The organism is Phyllobacterium sp. OV277 (genome assembly GCF_900104355.1).
Lineage (GTDB): Bacteria > Pseudomonadota > Alphaproteobacteria > Rhizobiales > Rhizobiaceae > Phyllobacterium.
Genome location: NZ_FNIY01000003.1, coordinates 108,111 through 128,202 on the forward strand (window position 1 = coordinate 108,111; position 20,092 = coordinate 128,202).

General features: G+C 54.8%; 20 protein-coding genes, 1 tRNA gene and 1 pseudogene. 10 read left to right on the forward strand and 12 right to left on the reverse strand.

Features of this window, described 5'->3' with window-relative positions; all coding sequences use genetic code 11:
• Positions 1 to 35: 35 nt before the first annotated feature.
• From acpS to rpoZ, 5 genes are all read right to left on the reverse strand, one after another.
• Positions 36 to 440, reverse strand: a complete 405-nt coding sequence (acpS, locus tag BLU05_RS12280) for a holo-ACP synthase (protein WP_091880430.1) — start codon at positions 438 to 440, stop codon at positions 36 to 38.
• A complete protein-coding gene (locus tag BLU05_RS12285; RefSeq protein WP_091880432.1) occupies positions 437 to 997 on the reverse strand; it encodes a DUF2062 domain-containing protein in 561 nt (186 codons plus the stop codon). Before BLU05_RS12285 ends, acpS begins: the two co-directional genes overlap by 4 nt.
• A gap of 72 nt (positions 998 to 1,069) precedes the next feature.
• On the reverse strand, positions 1,070 to 1,648 hold the full coding sequence (gene pyrE, locus BLU05_RS12290; RefSeq protein ID WP_091880433.1) for an orotate phosphoribosyltransferase: 579 nt from the start codon (positions 1,646 to 1,648) through the stop codon (positions 1,070 to 1,072).
• A 9-nt stretch (positions 1,649 to 1,657) separates the two neighbouring features.
• A complete protein-coding gene (locus BLU05_RS12295) occupies positions 1,658 to 3,880 on the reverse strand; it encodes a RelA/SpoT family protein (RefSeq protein ID WP_091880435.1) in 2,223 nt (740 codons plus the stop codon).
• Between the two features lie 152 nt (positions 3,881 to 4,032).
• Entirely contained in the window at positions 4,033 to 4,437 is a 405-nt protein-coding gene (gene rpoZ / locus BLU05_RS12300) for a DNA-directed RNA polymerase subunit omega (protein ID WP_091880436.1), read from the reverse strand.
• A 298-nt stretch (positions 4,438 to 4,735) separates the two neighbouring features.
• Here rpoZ and BLU05_RS12305 point away from each other — a divergent pair, with 298 nt between their 5' ends.
• Together BLU05_RS12305 and BLU05_RS12310 are read left to right on the forward strand one after the other, a co-directional pair.
• Complete coding sequence (locus tag BLU05_RS12305; protein WP_091880438.1) at positions 4,736 to 5,308, forward strand: LabA-like NYN domain-containing protein; 573 nt, start codon at positions 4,736 to 4,738, stop codon at positions 5,306 to 5,308.
• 65 nt (positions 5,309 to 5,373) lie between these two features.
• Positions 5,374 to 6,024: a uracil-DNA glycosylase gene (locus BLU05_RS12310; RefSeq protein ID WP_091880439.1), complete on the forward strand. Its 651-nt coding sequence runs from the start codon at positions 5,374 to 5,376 to the stop codon at positions 6,022 to 6,024.
• A gap of 976 nt (positions 6,025 to 7,000) precedes the next feature.
• Here the strand turns inward: BLU05_RS12310 and smpB are convergent.
• Both smpB and dapA read right to left on the reverse strand, forming a co-directional pair.
• Complete coding sequence (gene smpB / locus BLU05_RS12315; RefSeq protein WP_091880441.1) at positions 7,001 to 7,489, reverse strand: SsrA-binding protein SmpB; 489 nt, start codon at positions 7,487 to 7,489, stop codon at positions 7,001 to 7,003.
• 31 nt (positions 7,490 to 7,520) lie between these two features.
• A complete protein-coding gene (gene dapA / locus BLU05_RS12320) occupies positions 7,521 to 8,402 on the reverse strand; it encodes a 4-hydroxy-tetrahydrodipicolinate synthase (protein WP_091880442.1) in 882 nt (293 codons plus the stop codon).
• 268 nt (positions 8,403 to 8,670) lie between these two features.
• Between dapA and BLU05_RS12325 the strand changes: the two genes are divergently transcribed.
• A complete protein-coding gene (locus tag BLU05_RS12325) occupies positions 8,671 to 10,767 on the forward strand; it encodes a lytic transglycosylase domain-containing protein (RefSeq protein WP_091880444.1) in 2,097 nt (698 codons plus the stop codon).
• Between the two features lie 28 nt (positions 10,768 to 10,795).
• Positions 10,796 to 11,683 carry an alpha/beta fold hydrolase gene (locus BLU05_RS12330; RefSeq protein ID WP_091880445.1) on the forward strand — a complete coding sequence of 296 codons (888 nt, stop codon included), beginning with the start codon at positions 10,796 to 10,798 and terminating at the stop codon, positions 11,681 to 11,683.
• Here BLU05_RS12330 and BLU05_RS12335 read toward each other — a convergent pair whose 3' ends face one another.
• The 3 genes from BLU05_RS12335 to BLU05_RS12345 form a co-directional block, all read right to left on the reverse strand.
• Positions 11,684 to 12,247, reverse strand: coding sequence for a hypothetical protein (locus BLU05_RS12335; RefSeq protein ID WP_139210436.1), 564 nt, complete (start codon positions 12,245 to 12,247; stop codon positions 11,684 to 11,686). It lies immediately after the preceding gene.
• Positions 12,248 to 12,515: 268 nt separating this feature from the next.
• Positions 12,516 to 13,181 carry a BON domain-containing protein gene (locus BLU05_RS12340; protein WP_091880448.1) on the reverse strand — a complete coding sequence of 222 codons (666 nt, stop codon included), beginning with the start codon at positions 13,179 to 13,181 and terminating at the stop codon, positions 12,516 to 12,518.
• A 195-nt stretch (positions 13,182 to 13,376) separates the two neighbouring features.
• Positions 13,377 to 14,465, reverse strand: coding sequence for a porin (locus BLU05_RS12345; RefSeq protein ID WP_091880450.1), 1,089 nt, complete (start codon positions 14,463 to 14,465; stop codon positions 13,377 to 13,379).
• Between the two features lie 405 nt (positions 14,466 to 14,870).
• Between BLU05_RS12345 and BLU05_RS12350 the strand changes: the two genes are divergently transcribed.
• The 4 genes and pseudogenes from BLU05_RS12350 to BLU05_RS12365 all read left to right on the forward strand — a co-directional run bounded on the left by BLU05_RS12350 (position 14,871) and on the right by BLU05_RS12365 (position 18,283).
• On the forward strand, positions 14,871 to 15,200 hold the full coding sequence (locus tag BLU05_RS12350) for a DMT family transporter (protein ID WP_091880451.1): 330 nt from the start codon (positions 14,871 to 14,873) through the stop codon (positions 15,198 to 15,200).
• Between the two features lie 82 nt (positions 15,201 to 15,282).
• Positions 15,283 to 16,341, forward strand: coding sequence for a porin (locus BLU05_RS12355; protein WP_091880453.1), 1,059 nt, complete (start codon positions 15,283 to 15,285; stop codon positions 16,339 to 16,341).
• A 434-nt stretch (positions 16,342 to 16,775) separates the two neighbouring features.
• Positions 16,776 to 17,603, forward strand: a pseudogene (locus BLU05_RS12360) (site-specific integrase); the annotation flags it as partial.
• A 203-nt stretch (positions 17,604 to 17,806) separates the two neighbouring features.
• A complete protein-coding gene (locus BLU05_RS12365; protein ID WP_091880456.1) occupies positions 17,807 to 18,283 on the forward strand; it encodes a hypothetical protein in 477 nt (158 codons plus the stop codon).
• A 13-nt stretch (positions 18,284 to 18,296) separates the two neighbouring features.
• Here BLU05_RS12365 and BLU05_RS12370 read toward each other — a convergent pair whose 3' ends face one another.
• Positions 18,297 to 18,527, reverse strand: a complete 231-nt coding sequence (locus BLU05_RS12370; protein ID WP_091880457.1) for a hypothetical protein — start codon at positions 18,525 to 18,527, stop codon at positions 18,297 to 18,299.
• A 241-nt stretch (positions 18,528 to 18,768) separates the two neighbouring features.
• On the opposite strand from BLU05_RS12370, the gene BLU05_RS12375 reads away from it, so the two are divergent.
• Both BLU05_RS12375 and BLU05_RS12380 read left to right on the forward strand, forming a co-directional pair.
• Entirely contained in the window at positions 18,769 to 19,158 is a 390-nt protein-coding gene (locus BLU05_RS12375; protein WP_091880459.1) for a pyrimidine dimer DNA glycosylase/endonuclease V, read from the forward strand.
• A gap of 236 nt (positions 19,159 to 19,394) precedes the next feature.
• A tRNA-Ser gene (locus tag BLU05_RS12380) sits at positions 19,395 to 19,486 on the forward strand.
• Positions 19,487 to 19,606: 120 nt separating this feature from the next.
• Here the strand turns inward: BLU05_RS12380 and BLU05_RS12385 are convergent.
• On the reverse strand, positions 19,607 to 20,005 hold the full coding sequence (locus BLU05_RS12385; RefSeq protein WP_091880460.1) for a RidA family protein: 399 nt from the start codon (positions 20,003 to 20,005) through the stop codon (positions 19,607 to 19,609).
• Between the last annotated feature and the right edge of the window lie 87 nt (positions 20,006 to 20,092).

Sequence of the window (20,092 nt, forward strand, 5' to 3'; positions counted from 1 at the left end):
GCCGCTTGGTCAAGCTCAATGACGTTTGAATACGGCTATTGTTCGATTTTCAACGCTTCAATAATCACGAATGCTTGTGCAAGTGGAAAATCATCGGTGATGGTCACATGGATTTTTGCCGTATGGCCAGGGGGGAGAATCGCATCAAGGCGCTTGGCCGCACCATTGGTGAGACGCATGGTCGGCGCGCCGCTCGGCAGGTTCACAACACCCATATCACGCCAGAAAACACCGTGGGAAAGACCTGTACCAAGCGCCTTGGCGCAGGCTTCCTTGGCGGCAAAGCGCTTGGCATAGGATGCCGCACGCTGTTTGCGCCGCTCGGATTTGGCCTGCTCGACGGATGTGTACACCCGGTTGATGAAACGCTCGCCATGCCGTTCCAATGTCTTTTCAATGCGCCGTATATCGATCAGGTCACTGCCGATCCCGATGATCATGACGGTTCAGCGACCTTTTCCATGCGAAACCCGGCTTTTCGGCGATTCTGAAAGCTCGCAACGATCCAGCGGGTCGGGAAATAGACAATGAGTGCGGCAATCAATCCCAAGGGAACTGCGCCAATCAGCATGGGTTTGACAATTGGTCCCCACAACTCAACGAAATCCAGATGCCGCAGCATATGGCCAAGATGATGCGGGAAAGGTTCGTCACTCGGACCGCCACTCAGGATAAAACGCCCAACTTCCAGCGTCGCGCCCCAGATGACGGGCAGAAAAAGTGGATTACCGAGCGTCGTGCCGAGAATAGCGGCGGCTATATTGCCGCCAATGATCCAGGCAATGGCCAGCGCCACAGCAATATGCACGCCAAGAATGGGAATGAACGAGGAAAAAATACCCGCTGCAAGACCTGCCGCAATGGCGTGGGGCGTCGCCCGCAGCCGCAGCACGCGCTTGCCAAAATAGCGCAGGGAGCGGCCGACGGAGCGGCGTGGCCACAGCGCAATACGCATCCGTTCACGGAAGCCCGGTTTGATACGCCGTTTGAAAAGCATTGGTATTCAGGTTCCTCGGTGCCGGAGCCAGCGAGTGTGCAACTGTCTCAGGCGCTGTCTTCTTATGGTTAATCAGATATTACGACTACCGGGCTTAACGGGCGGAATTGCGGCAAGCTCGGGTGGTAATTGATCCGCAGGATAGGCCGGTACTTCATATTCCGCCAGTGCGATCAGCGGCACGCCGACATTTGTTTTTCCGGCAGAGCGATCGATGATGCAGGCAGCGGCAAGAACATCGACCCCCAGTTCCTGCAAGGTGGTCACGGTCTCGCGGATCGACAAGCCCGTCGAGACAATATCTTCGACAATCACAACGCGGGCACCCTTGGCGATCTCGAAGCGGCGCAGCCGGAACACACCATTCTCCCGTTCAACCCAGATGGCAGGAACGCCGAGGTGGCGTGATGTCTCGTAAGCCGGAATAATGCCGCCAATCGCCGGCCCAACCACATAATCGATCTGGCCAAGACCAGCATCCCTGATCTTGTCGGCAAGAGCCCGGCAGACACGCTCGGTCTTGTCAGCATGCATGAACACGCGGGCCTTTTGCAGGAATGTCGGGCTGCGCAAGCCCGATGTCAGGATAAAATGCCCTTCGAGCACTGCCCCTGCTTCGCGAAATACCTGAAGAACTTCATCCGTGTTCATATGTACCCTCTATCCGTTCACGCGTTGCGCATCGCTGACGCATTTGCTTTCCTTGAGTTTCGACAGGATCCGGTTGAGATGTTTCAGATCCCAGACCTCCAGATCGACGATCATCTGCGTAAAGTCAGGCGCCGTGCGGACCATGGAGAGATTATGAATATTGGTTTCGTTCGCCGCAATGATCTCGGCGATCTCCGCCAGTGATCCCGGTGCATTGATCGCCGAAATATTGATCCGCGCCGGAAACCGGTCACGTCTGCTCTCGTCAATATCCCAGCGCACATCGATCCAGCGCTCCGGCTGATCATCATAGGCCATGAGGGCCGATGACTGGATCGGGTAGATCGTCATGCCCGAGCCCGGCTGCAGAATACCGACAATGCGGTCGCCGGGCACCGCACCCTCAGGCGAGAAATGCACGGGCATATCAGGGCTGGCACCACGGATCGGCAGAGCGTGCGGGCCGCCCGGCTCCCAGCCTGTCGTGCCTTCGCTGCCTTCCGGTATCTTGAAAATCATGCCGGATGTATTGCGGAAATTGACCCAGCCTTCCTCGCGCTCGGTTGGTGTCGGCTTGGGCTTTGAATCCTGATATTCAGGATAAACCGCCTTCATGACATCGGAGGATGGCAATTCACCGCGACCAACAGCCGCCAGAACATCATCGATTTCCTTGCGTGCCAGACGCGGCAGACCCTTCTTCAACTCATCGCGCGAATAGACCTTGCCCGCCCGTTCAAACGCCCGTTCAAGAATCTGTGTGCCAAGGCCGGAATATTGCTTGCGCACGGCAATGCGCGTTGCACGCCTGATAGCAGCCCGCGCCTTGCCCGTAACGACGACGGATTCCCATGCGGCTGGCGGCGTCTGCGCCTTGGAACGGATAATTTCCACTTCATCGCCATTATGCAGCTCGGTCATCAGCGGCATGATGCGGCCATTGACCTTGGCGCCAACGCAGCTGTCGCCGATGTTGGTGTGCACCGCATAGGCAAAATCAATTGGCGTGGCACCACGCGGCAAAGCGATAAGACGTCCCTTCGGCGTGAAACAAAAAACCTGATCCTGAAACAGTTCGAGCTTGGTATGTTCGAGAAATTCTTCCGGGTTGTCGCCTTCCGCCAGCGCCTCGATGGTCTGCCGCAGCCAGGCATAGGCATTGGTCTCAGTCGAAATCACATGCGGATTCTGCGCGCTGCCGCGATCCTTGTAGATCGAATGGGCAGCCACACCATATTCGGCAATATCATTCATCTCGCGCGTGCGGATCTGCAGTTCGACACGCTGGCGCGATGGTCCGACAATGGTTGTGTGGATTGACCGATAATCGTTCTGCTTGGGCGTCGAGATGTAATCCTTGAAGCGCCCCGGAACCATGGACCACGTCGTATGGATGATGCCAAGCGCATTGTAGCAATCGCCAACCGTATCAACGACGACGCGGAAGCCGAAAATGTCCGAGAGCTGTTCGAAGGACAGCCCCTTGCTTTCCATCTTGCGGAAGACTGACCATGCCTTCTTCTGGCGGCTTTTGACACTGGCCTTGATGCCGTGCTTTTCGAACAGGCTGGAAAGATCGGCCTCGATCTGCGCCAGCGTGCTGCGATTCTTTTCCATCAACTCGGCGAGCCGATTGGTCACCGCATTGAAAGCTTCCGGATTGATATAGCGGAAAGCCAGCTGTTCCAGCTCTTCGCGCATGTCCTGCATACCCATGCGGCCCGCAAGCGGTGCATAGATATCCATGGTTTCTTCCGAGATGCGCAGGCGCTTGTCCGGCGGCACATGATGCAGTGTGCGCATATTGTGCAGGCGGTCAGCAAGCTTGACGAGCAATACGCGTACATCGTCAGAAATCGCCAGCAGCAGTTTGCGCAGGTTTTCCGCCTGAACCGCTTTCTTGGAGACAAGATCAAGCTTTTTCAGCTTGGTCAGCCCTTCGACCAGCTTGCCGATATCAGGGCCGAACAGCGTATCGATTTCCTGCCGCGTCGCTGACGTGTCCTCGATTGTGTCATGCAGCAATGCGATGGCAATCGTTGCCTCATCCAGATGCATGTCGGTGAGGATTGCGGCAACTTCGAGCGGATGGGAAAAATAAGGATCGCCCGATGCGCGCTTCTGATGCCCATGCTTCTGCATGGCATAAACATAGGCTTTGTTGAGCAGCGCCTCATTGACGTCAGGCTTGTAACGCTGAACACGCTCGACAAGCTCATACTGACGCATCATGGACGGTAGCCTCCAAACTCAAAACTCTAAATTATCAAGCGATATATGGTAATTGCGTTACCAAGACGCAAAAATAATGCGCCGCAGAAAGACTGCGACGCATCAAGATAGCCTGAACTGGCAATCGGTCGCGCTTCAAGCGCGACATTTGATTAATAATCGTCGCTTTTTTCCGGAGCTACCAAGCCCTCGATACCGGCCAGCAATTCTTCTTCCGACATGCTGTCGAAGGAAACATTGTCGTCTGCATCCGCTTCGATAATCTCGCCGCCTTCGCTGTCACCTGATGTGACCTGCGCAACAACGGCAACGGCTTCCGGTTCGTCCACTTCCACATGCTTCTGCAGCGAGTGGATGAGGTCTTCCTTCAGATCGCCCGGTGACAAGGTTTCGTCGGCGATTTCACGCAGCGCAACAACCGGGTTCTTATCATTGTCGCGATCGATGGTGATCGCTGCACCCTGCGAAATCAGGCGCGCGCGGTGACTGGCGAGCAAAACCAGTTCAAACCGGTTTTCGACCTTGTCAACGCAATCTTCAACAGTGACGCGGGCCATGAACTGCCCCTTTCATTTTTAACTGAATTAGCGGATTAAGCCGGACATAACGCGGTTGCGCAGAAAAAACAAGCAAAAGCCGTCGAGCTATTGCATAACATCTGTTGAGCGACCAAAAAATGATCACCATATATTGAGCACATCTGTCCAAATTTCGGACAAATTTTCCGGCGAGGTATTGGCTTTTAGCCGAACCCGACGTAGTAAATATGCTACTTACGTATAAGATCAGATCGAGCTGTATTACTGCCAAGCTGATTTGAAATTGAAGCTCACCTTTTTGAAATGGAACATTATTATGTTTGATCCACGTGAAAAGATCGTCTTGTTTATCGATGGTGCAAATCTCTACGCAGCCTCAAAGGTACTGGGATTTGATATTGATTATCGCAAGCTTCTTACAGCTTTTCAGAAGAGAGGTTATTTGCTTCGCGCGTATTACTACACTGCGCTTGTTGAAGATCAAGAATACTCCTCCATTCGTCCTTTGATCGATTGGCTCGACTATAACGGGTACAAGGTCGTTACCAAGCCTGCGAAGGAATTCACTGATTCTGCCGGCCGTCGTAAGATCAAGGGCAATATGGACATCGAACTTGCTGTCGACGCCATGCAGTTGACCGATACGGTCGACCATTTTGTTATCTTCTCTGGCGATGGCGATTTCCGCTCGCTGGTGGAAGCCTTGCAGCGCAAGGGCCGCAAGGTCAGTGTTGTCTCGACCCTTTCGACCCAGCCGCCAATGATATCGGATGAGTTGCGCCGTCAGGCTGATCATTTCATCGACCTGACATCGTTGCGCACGGAAATCGGCCGCGAGCCGTCGGAGCGGGCACCGCGCCGTGTCGAAGAAGAACAAGTCGACTATTGATATTTGCTGAAAGACGTGGAGATGCCGCATGGAAAACCGTGCGGCATTGTGCTTTCTAGCGCCCTATGACCGTAGAACCCTCCCCCGATTGCCCGATCTGTCCTCGCCTGCATGATTTCATCGCCGGATGGCGTGTGAAAGAACCGACCTGGCACAATGCCCCGGTTCCAGCATTCCTCCCGGCTGGCGGCATTGAATCCGTACAGTTGCTGATCGTCGGATTGGCCCCGGGCCTGCGCGGTGCCAACCGAACGGGCCGCCCATTTACCGGCGACTATGCCGGCGATTTGCTCTACGGCACATTGTCCGAATTCGGCTTTTCCCGCGGCACGTTTGCCGCGCGCCCGGATGATGGCCTGGAACTGCTCAATACATCGATCGTCAATGCTGTGCGCTGTGTTCCGCCCGAGAACAAGCCTGTTGGCGCTGAAATCAACAATTGCCGCCGGTTCTTGACGCCATCGATCCAGCAATTCCAAAATCTGCGTGCCATCGTCACTCTCGGCACCATCGCGCACCAATCCACCGTGCGTGCGCTAAAGCAACCGGTTGCCAAGTTTCCGTTCAGTCATGGCGGGCAGTCGGATATCGGCAATATCAGGATTTTTTCCAGCTATCACTGCTCGCGCTACAACACCAACACAGGGCGATTGACTGAACCCATGTTCAAGAGCGTGTTTGCCGCGGTGCGGACGTATTTGGATGAGGTGGTGTAGAATAAGGGGCAAGCTCACCATGAGGGAGATGGGTGGGTTGCACAACCATTGTCGCGCCCTTCGACAGGCTCAGGATGAGGGAGAATGTTGGCTGCAATGCTAATCGCCAACCGGTGCAGAATAGAGCACCTTGCAACCCTCCCTCTCCCTCATGGTGAGCTTGTCGAACCACGACCCATGTTACTGCAACCATCCATTCTCAAAAAAATCCTGCCAACTTATCCAACACCATCCCACCTCGCTTATTCTGATGGTGTCCTTTCCGGCGGGAATGCTCCGGAAACCTTCTGAAGTCAGGAAAGGATCGGTGATTTTGTCTGCGGGGAGAACCCAACCGCAGGGGAAAGGTTTTATCTCACAAGGGTAAAACCAGTCATCGGGACGGGTGATCCGGGAGTTTCTTGTCTCAAGCAGGAAAATCTCCGGGGAACGCACAGACTACACTACCAATACCAAGACTTCCGCGTTCCCCTTTGGATCGCCCGTCTTTCCCACCTTTTCAATAGCCAGACGCAAAAGCGGGCGTGGTGATGGGGAAGCTTGTGCAGCAACTGCAATATTGGGGATGTATTCACCCCCCTCTGTCCTGTCGGACATCTCCCCCACAAGGGGGAGATCACATTGACATTTACGCCTTTGCACAACCTGAAACTTTGCAAATTGTGCAAGATAGCATTGAAGGCTGATCTCCCCCCTTGTGGGGGGTCCGAAGGACGGGCGAGACCCGTGGCTCGCCCCGGCAGTCCGACAGGACAGAGGGGGGTGAGCGCTTGCAAAACTATTGTGCGTGGTTCGACAGGCTCACCATGAGGGAGAGTGAGGATTGCAGGGAGCCAAGTTCTGCAACGCCGGTGATCAGCGTTACATCACCCATCTCCCTCATGGTGAGCTTGTCGAACCACGAACCGCAACTGCAACGTTGGTGAGCGCCACCACAACGGCCCTGCAAATCAAACGTACCTCACAACCAGAATAATCAACCGCGATCGCGTAGCAGGCGGGATTTTTCGCGGTTCCAGTCGCGTTGCTTTTCCGTCTCGCGCTTGTCGTGCAGCTTCTTGCCGCGTGCGACCGCGAGTTCAAGCTTGGCCCTGCCCTGATCATTGAAATAGAGCTTCAATGGCACGACCGTCATGCCTTCACGATCAACCGACTGTGCCAGCCGCGCCATTTCGCGCTTGCTGACCAGCAGCTTGCGGTGACGGCGCGGTGCATGGTTGAAGCGGTTGGCCTGCAGATACTCAGGGATATAGGAATTGATCAGCCAGAATTCGCCATTCTCAAGGCTGGCATAGCTTTCCGCAATATTCGACTGGTTGTTGCGCAGGGATTTCACCTCGGTGCCCTGCAGCACAATGCCAGCCTCCATCGTGTCGAGAATCTCGAAATTGAAGCGCGCTCTGCGGTTCTCAGCAATGATCTTGTTAACCGTTATGGGTTTTTTGGCAGCTTTGGGCTTATTCATGAGGCTTATATAGTACTTTCCAACTGAATTATCAGTTGATCAGCCCCGCATGTTTCATCGCCTGATCAATGCGTTCGGCGGTTGCCGCTTCAATCGGGACGAGCGGGGAACGCAGCGAATTGTTCATCTTGCCGAGCTTGGCAAGCGCATATTTCGGGCCCGTTGGATTTGGCTCGATAAAGAGTGCCTTGTGCAACGGCATCAGGCGATCCTGAATGGCCAGTGCAGCCGGATAATCACCCCGAAGGGTCGCTGCCTGGAATTCAGCGCAAAGGCGCGGAGCGATATTCGAGGTTACGGAAATGCAGCCAACGCCGCCATGGGCGTTAAAGCCGAGCGCTGTCGCGTCTTCTCCGGATAGTTGAATGAAATCCAGCCCACAGGTGATGCGCTGTTCCGAGACGCGCTCAATCTTGCCGGTCGCATCCTTGACGCCAGCAATATTCTTGAAGTCGTGCGCCAGCTGGCCCATCGTCTCCGGGGTCATGTCGATAACAGAGCGGCCCGGAATATTATAAATGATAATGGGCAGCGAGACAGATTCGGCCACTGCCTTGTAATGAGCATAGAGACCACGCTGGTTCGGCTTGTTGTAATAGGGCGTCACAACCAGAATGGCATCGGCGCCTGCCTTTTCCGCGTGCTGAGCCAGTTCAATGGCTTCACGGGTGTTGTTGGACCCTGCACCGGCAATAACAGGAACCTTGCCCTTGGCTTCCTCGACGCAAACCTCAACCACGCGCTTGTGTTCGGCATGGGACAGTGTTGGCGATTCGCCCGTCGTACCGACAGGAACGAAACCATTGGTGCCTTCAGCAATCTGCCAGCCGAGAAATGCACGAAAGGCTTTCTCGTCAAACGAGCCGTTTTGGTCGAATGGCGTGACGAGAGCGGTGATTGAGCCTTTCAGCATGGTGAACTCCAAGAAAACAAGATTAGGTTCATGGCAGAACCGATATGGTACTGACCATAAGGTGGCGCACCATAGTCGTGCAACCTTCGCCGGGCAAGATGATTTCATTGATGAAAAACAGCAAAGCAATTGATGGTTTCGTCAAAAGCAACGGATCGTGATAACCTTTCGTTAAGAGTGCCTTCACACGTCCGCCATTATTATCTGATCCAACAGTTCTGGGTCCGGGACTGTGATGCGACCCCTTTCGAATAAACTGGTTGTCTGAATGCTGAGAACTTCTGTTTTGCGTCATGTTCTTCTTGCGTCATCGCTGCTTGTGACGACGGCTTCGCTTGCGCAAAATTCAACACCGCCCGTACCAGCACTCAATCCCTTTGCACCAACACAGACGCGCAGCAGCCCGGCGGCACAGATTCTGGCAAAGCCAGATCCGGTCACAACCGCAGGGATCGCCCAGCCATCAAGTCCCACAGCCATTGCCGGCAGCCTGAAAACCGGTCTTGATGCCCTTTCCAGCGGGGATGTGCAGCAGGCGCTGGGCATTCGCAACGGCCTGTCTGTCAATGCGCTGGACCGGCATATTCTGACATGGGCCATTGGCCTGTCGAATGCACCGGGTATTCCCAGCTCCGAAATTGCCCATGCCGCCGCTGAACTGCCGGGCTGGCCGGGAATGGCGACCTTCCGCAATAATTCGGAACGGGCGCTCTATAAGGAGAATCCGGCTCCAGCCACCGTCATCAGCGCCTTTGGTGGCACACCGCCGCAAACGGCAGAGGGCACAATCATCCTCGCCCGCGCTTTTGTCGCGACTGGAAACACAGCCCGCGCACGGCAGGTTCTCGGTCCCTTCTGGCGTACGAAAAAGCTCGACGACACACAGGAAGCGATGATTCTGAAGGAATTCGCACAGGTTATCCCGCGCGAGGACCATCTGATGCGCATGTTGACCATGCTTTATGAGGGTAAGGCGAAATCTGCCGGACGCGTTGCCCAGCTTGCCAATGCCGAGCCGCTTTACAGCGCTTTTGCAGCGGTTTTGCAGAAGTCGCCTGATGCAGCCAAGAAGCTCGCCGATATCAATGGCTCCATGCAGTCCAATCCGGCCTATATCTTTGCCAAGGCGCAATATCTGCGCCGTCAGGAGCGTTTCAAGGAAGCCGCTGACGTGTTGGCTACCGCACCGCGCGATGCGGCATCGCTGATTGATCCGGATGCATGGTGGATGGAGCGGCGCGTGCTTTCGCGTGAACTCCTCGATATTGGCGATGCCAAACGCGCCTATACGATCGCAGCCATGCACAGTGCCGAAACGCCTTCCGTCGCGGCCGAAGCCGAGTTCCATGCGGGCTGGTACGCCCTGCGTGCGCTGAAAGACCCGCAAACGGCCCAGCGCCATTTTGCCCGTATCGCGGAAATTTCGTCGCGCCCCATGTCGGCCTCACGCGCCTATTACTGGCTTGGCCGCTCCGCCGAAGCTGGCGCTGGCGGCAATGCCAAAGACTATTACAGCCGCGCGGCACGCTATGGCACCACATTCTACGGCCAGTTGGCGGCGGCGAAGCTTGGGCAGTCGAGCCTGCAACTTCCCTATCCGCGTCCTTCCGATGCCGACCGCGCCCGCTTTGCCCAGCGCGAAGCGGTGCGTGCTATTCAGCGGCTGGAAGATACGGGCTATGACCAGCGCGCCGCCATGCTCTACACCAGCCTCAGCCAGGAACTCGACAGCCCCGGCGAACTGGCGCTGCTGGCTGTCATGGCCGAGCGCAAGAGCAATCACTTTGTTGCGCTGCGTGTGGGCAAGACAGCGGCCCAGCGCGGTATCGATGTCGGCGCCCTCTCGCACCCTATCGGCGCCATTCCGACCAATGCCAATATTTCCGGCTCCGGTGCCGCCCTCGCCTATGCGATTGCCCGGCAGGAGAGCGAATTCAATGCCGGTGCGGTTTCCAGCGCTGGTGCGCGCGGCCTGTTGCAATTGCTGCCGGGCACCGCAAAAGAGGTGGCCAAGCGCGCGGGTATCTCCTATTCGAAAGACCGGCTGACCGGTGATGCAGCCTATAACGCAACGCTGGGTGCACGCTTTCTGGGCGAGCAGATCGCCAAATTCGATGGCTCCTATGTCCTGACGTTCGCTGGTTATAATGCGGGACCCAGCCGTGCCAATGAATGGGTTTCACGCTATGGCGATCCGCGCGGCAAATCCGTCGACGAGGTGGTCGACTGGATCGAGCGCATTCCTTACACCGAGACACGCAATTACGTGCAACGTGTGATGGAAAACTACGAAGTGTACAAATCCCGGCTGTACGGCAAGGCTCAGATCGAGAGCGATCTGACCGCCGGAAGGCTGCAACGCTAAGATAAGCTCCCAGCAACAGGATTGCAGATTGGCCGATTCAGTTCGTGATATTCATTTTAGTGCCCCCGACGGTCTGCAACTCTATGGCAGGCTGTATCAACCGGAGGTGAAAACCGGTAATTTGCCCGTTGTCTGCTTGCCTGGACTGACCCGCAATAGCCGTGATTTTCATGAACTGGCGCTCTTCCTGTCGCAGCATCCGCAAACGCCACGTCCGGTTGTAACCTTTGACTATCGCGGACGCGGGCGTTCTGCCTATGATCCAGACTGGTCACATTATAATATCGGCGTCGAAGCCGGTGATGTCATTGCCGGTCTTACTCATCTGCAAATCAATCAGGCTGTCTTTCTGGGCACCTCCAGAGGTGGTCTGATTACCCATATTCTGGCAGCTATTGCCCCGCAATTGCTGGCGGGTGTCATCCTGAATGATATTGGGCCGGAAATATCAGTCGAAGGCCTGCAGCAGATCGGCAGCTACCTCAACGGCGCGCGTCAGCCCACAAACTGGAACGATGCCGCCGACTTGCAACGTCAGGTGCATGGTGCATATTTTCCCGCTCTGACCAGTGAAGACTGGCAACGTTTTGCCCGCGCGATCTATCGTGAAGACAATGGGGTTATCCGCTCGGACTATGATCCCAACCTTCTGAAAACGATGGAAAACATTGATTACACGCAGAAATTGCCTGATCTGTGGGCGCAGTTCGATCTGATGAAAGATTTGCCGCTGCTGGTTATCCGAGGCGAAAATACAAAGCTGCTTGCACAGGAAACCGTCGAGGAAATGCAGCGGCGGCACAATTCGCTGCAGGTGTTCCATGTTTCAGGTCAGGGCCACGCGCCACTGCTTGAAACCGGACGTATCCCTGATCTGATCGCGGCCTTTGTGGCTGGCGTCGACCTGCGCGAATAATCAGGTTTTCGCTGGCTTTTTGGCAGGCGCCTTCGCTTTGGCTTTAGCCGGAGCTTTCGATTTGGCAGCCGCCTCGGGCACGGACTTTGCCAGATCAGCCGCCTGCTTCATCCAGTTTTCGCGATGCGCGCGACCGGGGAAACCGATCTCACGGCTGACCCATGCGGCCTGATCCGCATCCCAACCGGCAATCTGGTCGAAATGAAACACGCCGAGTGCATAAAGTTCGGACTGGATGACATTGCCGATACCGTCAATGTCCAGCAACTGGTCCGGCTTGCCCCGCCGCGCATTCTTCAAAATTGCCGGACGATGTTTGTCATCTTCAGTCGTCCTGACCGGACGCGCCTGCAGGTTTTTTGGAGCGGTCTTCCCGGGGGCTCTGGTCTTCGTTTTCGCAGCTGCACTGATCGCGGTACCTGCGGAAGAAGCCAGTGCAGGAACTGGCTCCGCCGGGGGTATCATCGCCGCAGCACGTGCTGCCGGTTTGCTTACATCGTCATTGGCGGGGGTGACTGCTGCTGCCAGACGCACATCGGCAGCGCGGGTTGATTCTTCAGACACGGAATCCGTTTTTGGAGAGAACCGTTTGAAAACGCGTCCTAAAATGGCGCCGATGATAAAGGCCGCTGCGATGAGCAAAAGGGATTGAACAAGAAAGATGACCATAGCTCTTTACCCCGATTTCAACGACGTTCAGTTGTGTTTCTCGCCAGCGGTCGACCAGCCAACATAAAAGCCGACCAGAACAGCCACCAACAGAAAAAACCATAGCTTGGTGATGAGATACATCATTGTTCACGCTCCTGTTGAGTAGGCTGCCCTGTGATTCTCATCCGGCATTGCTGACGGCGGGAGGTGCAAGTTTTACGTCACCGACCTTACCATTACCCGGCAGTTGTGTCTTCAATGCGTTGGTGATCGACTCATAATCGGCCGCATTTGCGGCTGTTCCATCGATGCTGTAGCTCTCTCCGGCAAGACTAACCTCCCCGCTCACCAACTGCGATGCCTGCTGCAAAGCGAAGTTGGCAAGTTCAATAAATCCCTTCGGCGCACCGCGCGCAACCGCCATCTCATCAATGATATCAATGCCCGGCATGGCACTTTCGGCCGCTGCCAGAAGTTTGGCGCGCGTATCACCGTAGGGAACATTTCCAGACAGAAGAATCCCCTGATCGGACTTTGTCACCACGAAACTGAAAGGATCGATCAGTGGCAAAAGCGTTGCTGCGTTTTCAACCACACGAATGCCATTGGTTTCATTGGCAATTTTCAGCGCTGATGCGAGCGCTTCTTCGGACGGCGCCACGCCTTTCAGGGTCAGATCGCGGCCCTCGACCTCGATGCTGGCCCAGCCATTGTCGACTTCCAGCGCCGTGCTGACCGTTTCGGTCAATTGCCGGTCTACGGGTTCAGCGAGAAACCAGCCGGCGAGTGTCGTCAGACATGCAACGGTGATGATACCGGGCCAAAACCAGCTTTTGACAATGTGCATGTGGGGCGTGTTCCCTTATGGCAATCAGACAGGATGCTGTCTTGCCCCATGTGATCAGGAATATCAACATGGTGTCCGGCACCAAACGGTGCCCGGCATCAAATGATGCACTGCCGGACTTGCTCTATATCAGCCGCAAAGAAAAACCCGGCAGCTTGCGCTGCCGGGTCTTGATCAACTTAATCCTAAGAAGGATTAGAAGTTACGCTGGAAACGGATCATACCGCCGATTGCGTCGTCCTTGTTGCCCTTCAGGCCTTCAGCGAACGTCTTACGGTCGCCGTCGAACTTGGTGTAGCTAACTTCAGGAGTGATCGTGAAGCCAGGAACCAGTTCGTATGCAACGTTTGCAGTTGCTGCCCATGTGCCTTCGGATTCGTAAGCAACCTGTGCGCTAACAACGGCCTTCTCGGAAACCTTGGCTTCGATGCCGCCCCAAGCAGCCCAGTCACCTTCCCAGGTGCCGAACCAGTTGCGCTGACCCTTGTCGTGCAGATCATCCCAGTTGGACTGGTAGCCACCCATGACGAAAGCCGAAACCGTGTCTGTGAACTTCACATCCAAACGCAGCTTGCCAGCGAATTCTTCTACAACTGAGTCATAGCCAACAACGCCGGAGACCTTGCCCCAAGCCTGTTCGAACTTCGCACCAGCCAGAACGTGTGGCATGTAGTCGTCAATGCGATAGTCGTAGTTGTAGTAGTTGTTGTCTTCGCGCTGGCCCTGTTCAGCAGCAACGATTGCTGAGAAACCATTGCCACCAGTGAAGGTGTAGCTAACCTGGTTGGAAGTGCCGGACTGATAGTTGATCACGTCATCGTTGATGATCTTGCCACCAGCATAATCGGTCCACGAACCGAAGATTTCGTCAGCAACACCGATACGGAAGCCGCCGAGCTGGATGTAAGCCTGAGGAATCAGACCGCCGCTGTTTTCACCGTTCGTGTAGTTGAAACGTGTTTCGATGAAGGACTGCAGTGTGCCGAGTTCTGTTTCCGAACGAGCGTCGAAACGAACAGTTGCACGTGTCTGCTTACCCCAAGTACCGCGTTCACCACCGGCATAAACTTCGTCGCCGCCCTTGGCGTCATAACGCAAGTAACCGCCGATTTTCAAGCAAGTCTCGGTGCCTGGGATGTAGAAGAAGCCTGCGCCGTACGCATCGCAAACGCGAACGTATTCGACAGCTTCTGGCTCAGCGACAACAACTGCGTCTGCAGCGCGGGCGCCGGTTACTGCAACGAGAGCTGCAGCGGAGCCGAGTAGAAGGCTCTTGATGTTCATTTCTGACCTCCAGTCAAAGTTAAAAATGGGTCTGGGCATTCCAATTTGGCTGAAGGACAACCTTGTCCCCATCCCCTAAGTCCAAGAAGAAATGCGGCGAACGCCCTTCCTCTGCGACCGAACATACTCGCCATCTCCCGGGTTTCAACCACGAATGTCGGCATCCACACCTCGAGGGGGCTCTATGCCTTATCCCTGTTGCACAAATGACACGAAATCGCCGCGGGGCCAGCGAAATCTTTACCACTCATTAATATAGGTAACCGGATTTTCATAAAATCGACCATACCGATGGCGGAAACAGAACGGCATTTTGGCGAGGAATCGGGCATCCATCACCAGCATATTTACTGCGTGTGAATCGAATCGAACCGATTGCATGCTGATTCTGACAGGTGGTCTGCCATGACTTATTTCTATCTTGTTGTAGCCATAGTCTTTGAAGTGGCCGCGACGTCTGCGCTCAAACAAGCTGATGGTTTTACAAAGCTTTGGCCGTCTCTCATCTGTCTGGCGGGCTATGCGGCAGCCTTTTATTTCCTGTCCATCCTGGTCAAAACCATGCCCGTTGGCATTGTTTATGCAATCTGGTCCGGCGCAGGAATCGTGCTCATCGCAGCCATCGGCTGGTTCTGGTTCAAGCAACCGCTGGATCTACCGGCTATCATTGGCCTCGCTCTCATTATATCGGGCGTCCTCATCGTCAATTTGTTCTCTGGAACTGTCGGGCATTGAACCCTGACCTGACGTCCAAACTGCAAGGCTGATCTCCTGTAATCAACCAGGCTTCCGGTCAAACTTTGACTGGAGGTCAGAAATGAACATTAAGAGCCTTCTACTCGGCTCCGCTGCAGCCCTCGTTGCAGTAACCGGCGCCCGCGCTGCAGACGCAGTTGTTGTCGCTGAGCCAGAAGCTGTCGAATACGTTCGCGTTTGCGACGCATACGGCAAAGGCTTCTATTATATCCCGGGCAGCGAAACCTGCCTGAAGGTCGGCGGCTATGTGCGGTTTGAAGCCAAGGGTGGCGATGACGTCTCCAAGGGCGGCAAGCTTAGCACCTGGAAACTGAAATCCCGCGCGACAGTTCGCTTTGATGCGCGCTCGGACACCGAACTTGGCACATTGCGCTCCTATGCCGAAACACAATTCAACTATGAGAATGGTGAGAACAAGGCCGCTCTTCCGCACGCCTATATCGAACTTGGCGGCTTCCGCATCGGGGCCACAGATTCGCTCTATGATACCTGGACCGGCTCAGCTGGTAATGTGATCACTGACGATACGATCGCTTATGCCGGTGGTGAAAGCAATCAGGTCAGCTATACCTTTGCCGGTGGCAATGGCTTCTCGGCCCTGATTGGTCTGGAACAGGGCGACAAGGATCACCTGATCACAGACTACACGCCGCATATTGTTGCTGGCGCGAAGTTCGAGCAGGGTTGGGGTGGTATCTCCGGCGTTGTCGGTTACGATTCCGTTGTTGAAGAGTTCGCCGGCAAAGTGCGTTTGGATGTGAAGCTCACCGACACTCTCTCTGCCTTTGTCCTTGGTGGTTACCAGTCCGGTTATGGGGATCACACCAAAGAGAAGCGTACCGCTTCCTATTACGGCGCATGGAACGGTGATTGGGCCGTTTGGGGTGGCCTGACTGCCAAGGTGTCCGATAAGGCAGTGGTCAATGCCCAGTTGGCTTATGAGTCCGAAGGCACCTATGCGGCAGCCTTGAACGTTGGTTATGAATTGGTACCTGGTTTCAAGATCACACCTGAACTCAACTATACCAAGTTTGATGGGGACCGTAAGGCGACCTCCATTGCCAATAAGGGCGGCGATGATGCCTTCGGTGGCTTGATCCGCTTCCAGCGCAATTTCTAAATACTGAGACGCGAACAGCCAACGCCGGGTTTTTCCGGCGTTGGATTTTCCCAATACACACTTATTCAAACATCATTTTTTCAGCGTTCGTTATCGCGCGCACAGACATTTAACAGAGAAAGGAATCCGAACCGGTCGCAGGCCGAGGAGATATTGAAATGTTTGGACAATACCGATGGGCATTGGTCGTTGATGAGGTTGTGCAAGGCTTCATCAAACGGGATTTTATTAGCCTAAAGTTGTATAAGACACCCGATTGCGCTTTTCTGAAAGACGATTACAACTCGTTGTATATTTTCTTTATGCATATTTTTCAGATTTAGAGTGCGATCATTATGACAGTGTCACCCATGGGTAACGGGCAGCCGGATGTGAATTTCCCGCTGCGGTTTCAATATAATCTCACCTACGCATCGACGGATCACGCAACCAAACGGCTGGTCAAGGACCATTCCCTCGGCGAACTGACGGCACATTATATCAGTGTCCTCTGGGATGAAGGTTCGCACAAAGGCAATGTGAAGTCCTTCCTCGGAGAAATCAGTGAAATTTTGGTCGGCGAGCGTTTCAGCGTCTTTTCGCAGGAAATGCTGGACTCTGTGATCGGCACGCTACGCGAACGCGGCAATAGCAATGCAACCATCAATCGAAAGATGGCTGCCTTGAGCAAATTGCTCCGGAAAGCGTGCAAGATGGGCGATATTTACAACCTGCCGGAATTTCGTCGCCAGAAAGAGCGGCAAGGCCGCATTCGCTTTCTGGAAGCGGAGGAGGAATTGCGCCTGTTTTCAGCCGTCAGGGCCAAATGCGAGGACAGCTATCGCCTCAGCGTCTTTCTTGTCGATACGGGTTGCCGGCTGGGTGAAGCGATTGGGCTATGCTGGAATGATTTGCAGGGGAGCCGGGCGACATTCTGGCTGACAAAATCCGGGCGCAGCCGCACGGTTCCACTGACGAGACGCGCGCATGAGGCGACGCAGATCGCGCGTGGGCGCTTGAAAGGCCCCTTCTCCATGCACAATCAGGTGCGTTTCCGCGCCATCTGGAATGAGGCCAAGGCAGAGGTGGGATTGGGGGCGGATGATCAGGTCGTCCCGCATATTTTGCGGCACACCTGCGCCTCACGGCTGGTGCGCGGCGGGATTGATATCCGGCGTGTACAAATGTGGCTCGGGCATCAGACATTACAGATGACCATGCGCTACGCTCATCTGGCGACGAATGATCTTGATTCATGCGTGGTGGTTCTGGAGCAAAGCTAGGCAATCCCGGCTGGTATGGTCGTGCAATCCGATACGATGAGGGATTTCTCAAGCAAGCATATGCCATAAAACTGTTTGTGTGCCGCTATCGGTAGATATTCTGATTGGATGGACCGCAACCCGACACTTATAGCAATTGCGATCAAACGGCATGGATTGAAGATCTCTAGGATGGCTCCGGTCACAAATGGGGAAACGCAAAATTGTTCGAGGTAAACGCATCAAATATTGCCGCATATTTTGAGTTTGATCCGTCGCGCGAAAACGATCTTCATGCCGTTGACGAGATGATACGCAGCGCAGTGCCTGATTGGACCAGATGGTTCGTCGCCGGTACGCCTGCGGGCATGCCGGGTATGCGGATGTCGATGATTGGCTATGGCCGCTTTGCCTACAACGTCAAATCATCCGACCGTCCCATCGCGTGGCCCATAGTTGGGCTGGCCCTGCAAAAGAATCACCTCAGCCTTTATCTTGCTGTAAAATACGAAGGAGCGACTGCGGCTTCAAACTGGGCCGATCGCCTCGGCAAAGTTTCCGTCAGTAAAATCGGCGCCATCAGATTTGTGCGCGCATCGGATATCGAAGCGCAGGCGTTTCGCATGATGCTGCAAACTCTGGAGAAAGACCTGCAGGACGGGCGGGCTATGCTCGCCTACGCACGCGTGCAGTCAAATTAGATCGTCATATGCATCAAGCGATCAAGAGCAAAACCAGACCGGCAATGGCAAGACCAAGCAGTCCGAAGACTGTTCCGAGCCCTGCCCTGATGACGGATCGATCATGCGCCAATCGCGCGCGCTTATCGGGCAGTTCAGGATGAAATGACCGGGCTTTTACGATCAACATAATGATGCGGATGAACGCCCCGCCGATCCCCGCGAAGATGAATATGGCGCCCAATGATGCAAGTACAATCGACATCTGTTTCCCCGCTCAATATTCATCGACCCAGCAGCAGCGCTGCGTGCTTGCGGGGAATGTAGCGCACCGCGCATCGATGTGGCCAGTTCCCACTTGCTTGATGTTGGCGGCCGGGACGTCACACAACTGGCGGCGAAACCAACGTTGCGCGTGGCATTGGCCGGTGTGCAGCGGCTGAAAGACGCTTGAGCATTGATCCTCCAGATAGTATCAGGATTCTAACGATAAGAAGGGCCGACGCTTGACCCGCATCAATTGCATTCCACCGGCTGAACTCACTGGCCCCCATCTGGTCGCAGAGTATCGGGAGCTTCCCCGGGTGTTTGCGCTCGTCAGAGCTGCAATAGTCAGGGGCGAAACGCCAAGTGATAGACGCAATCCGTTGCACTACACACTTGGCACCGGTCACGTTCGATTTTTCTATCCACGGCTTGGTTATCTTGCCAAGCGACAGTCCCACTTGATTGCCGAGATGCTTGCTCGCGGATACTCGCCGCAGTTTGCCAACACAGATCAATTGCTTGTCGGATTTCCATTGGAATGGTGCGCTGATTGGGACCCGACCGGCGAAGCCATGCAGATAAACCGGATGCGCATTGCGGAGCGGCTTACGAACAGCGGAAGGGCATGAGAATCAGACCAGCGGCAAAGATATCTGAAACTTGCCGCACCTTCCCTTACGGCACTGGCCGCAAAGTTTGGGTTGGTTTTTACCGATGAGAACGAAGAGAGATCAAACTTTGCGCAAATGATCCGTCACCAGCGTTTGCTCAGGTTTTCCGGCGTCAACTTCACATTCACAGATTTTTCAAGGAAGCTGCATAAAGTCCTTGCCAACAAAGGGTTTCATCTTTAGTCAGCGTCCTTGGAGAGGTGGCCGAGTGGTCGAAGGCGCTCCCCTGCTAAGGGAGTAGACCCGTTAAACGGTCTCGAGGGTTCGAATCCCTTCCTCTCCGCCACCACCCTGATTTCATTTATATTTTGTCTGATTGAACAGCGTTGCTCCCGGCAAGGCCTATTGCAATCGGACAAGCTCGATTTCGTTGAATATGTGCGCGCGCCAGCGGGTCGGCAACAAATCAGGCATTCACAGGGATGCGGGCGATAACCTTGATCTCGAAGTCAAAACCAGCAAGCCAGTTCACGCCAATCGCTGTCCAGTTCGGATAAGGCCGCGTGCTGAAAATCTTCTGCTTGACGGCCATGATGGTTCCAAACTGGTTCTCCGGGTCCGTGTGAAATGTCGTTACGTCAACGATGTCGTCAAGCGTGCAGCCCGCCGCGTCCAGCGTCGCTTTGAGATTGTCGAACGCCAGTTGAACCTGCCGTTCAAAATCAGGTTCCGGTGTACCATCGGAGCGGCTGCCAACCTGCCCGGATACAAACAGGAGATCACCGGATCGGATCGCTGCCGAATAGCCATGTTCCTCATAAAGGGCATGCCGGTTTGTAGGAAAGATTGCTTCACGTTGGGTCATTCTTGATCTCGCTTCTTCGCTGTTGAGTGGAAAACTATGGGCACGGTGCGACGGAGCTTCACACAGGGCCACTTCATCTGATATACG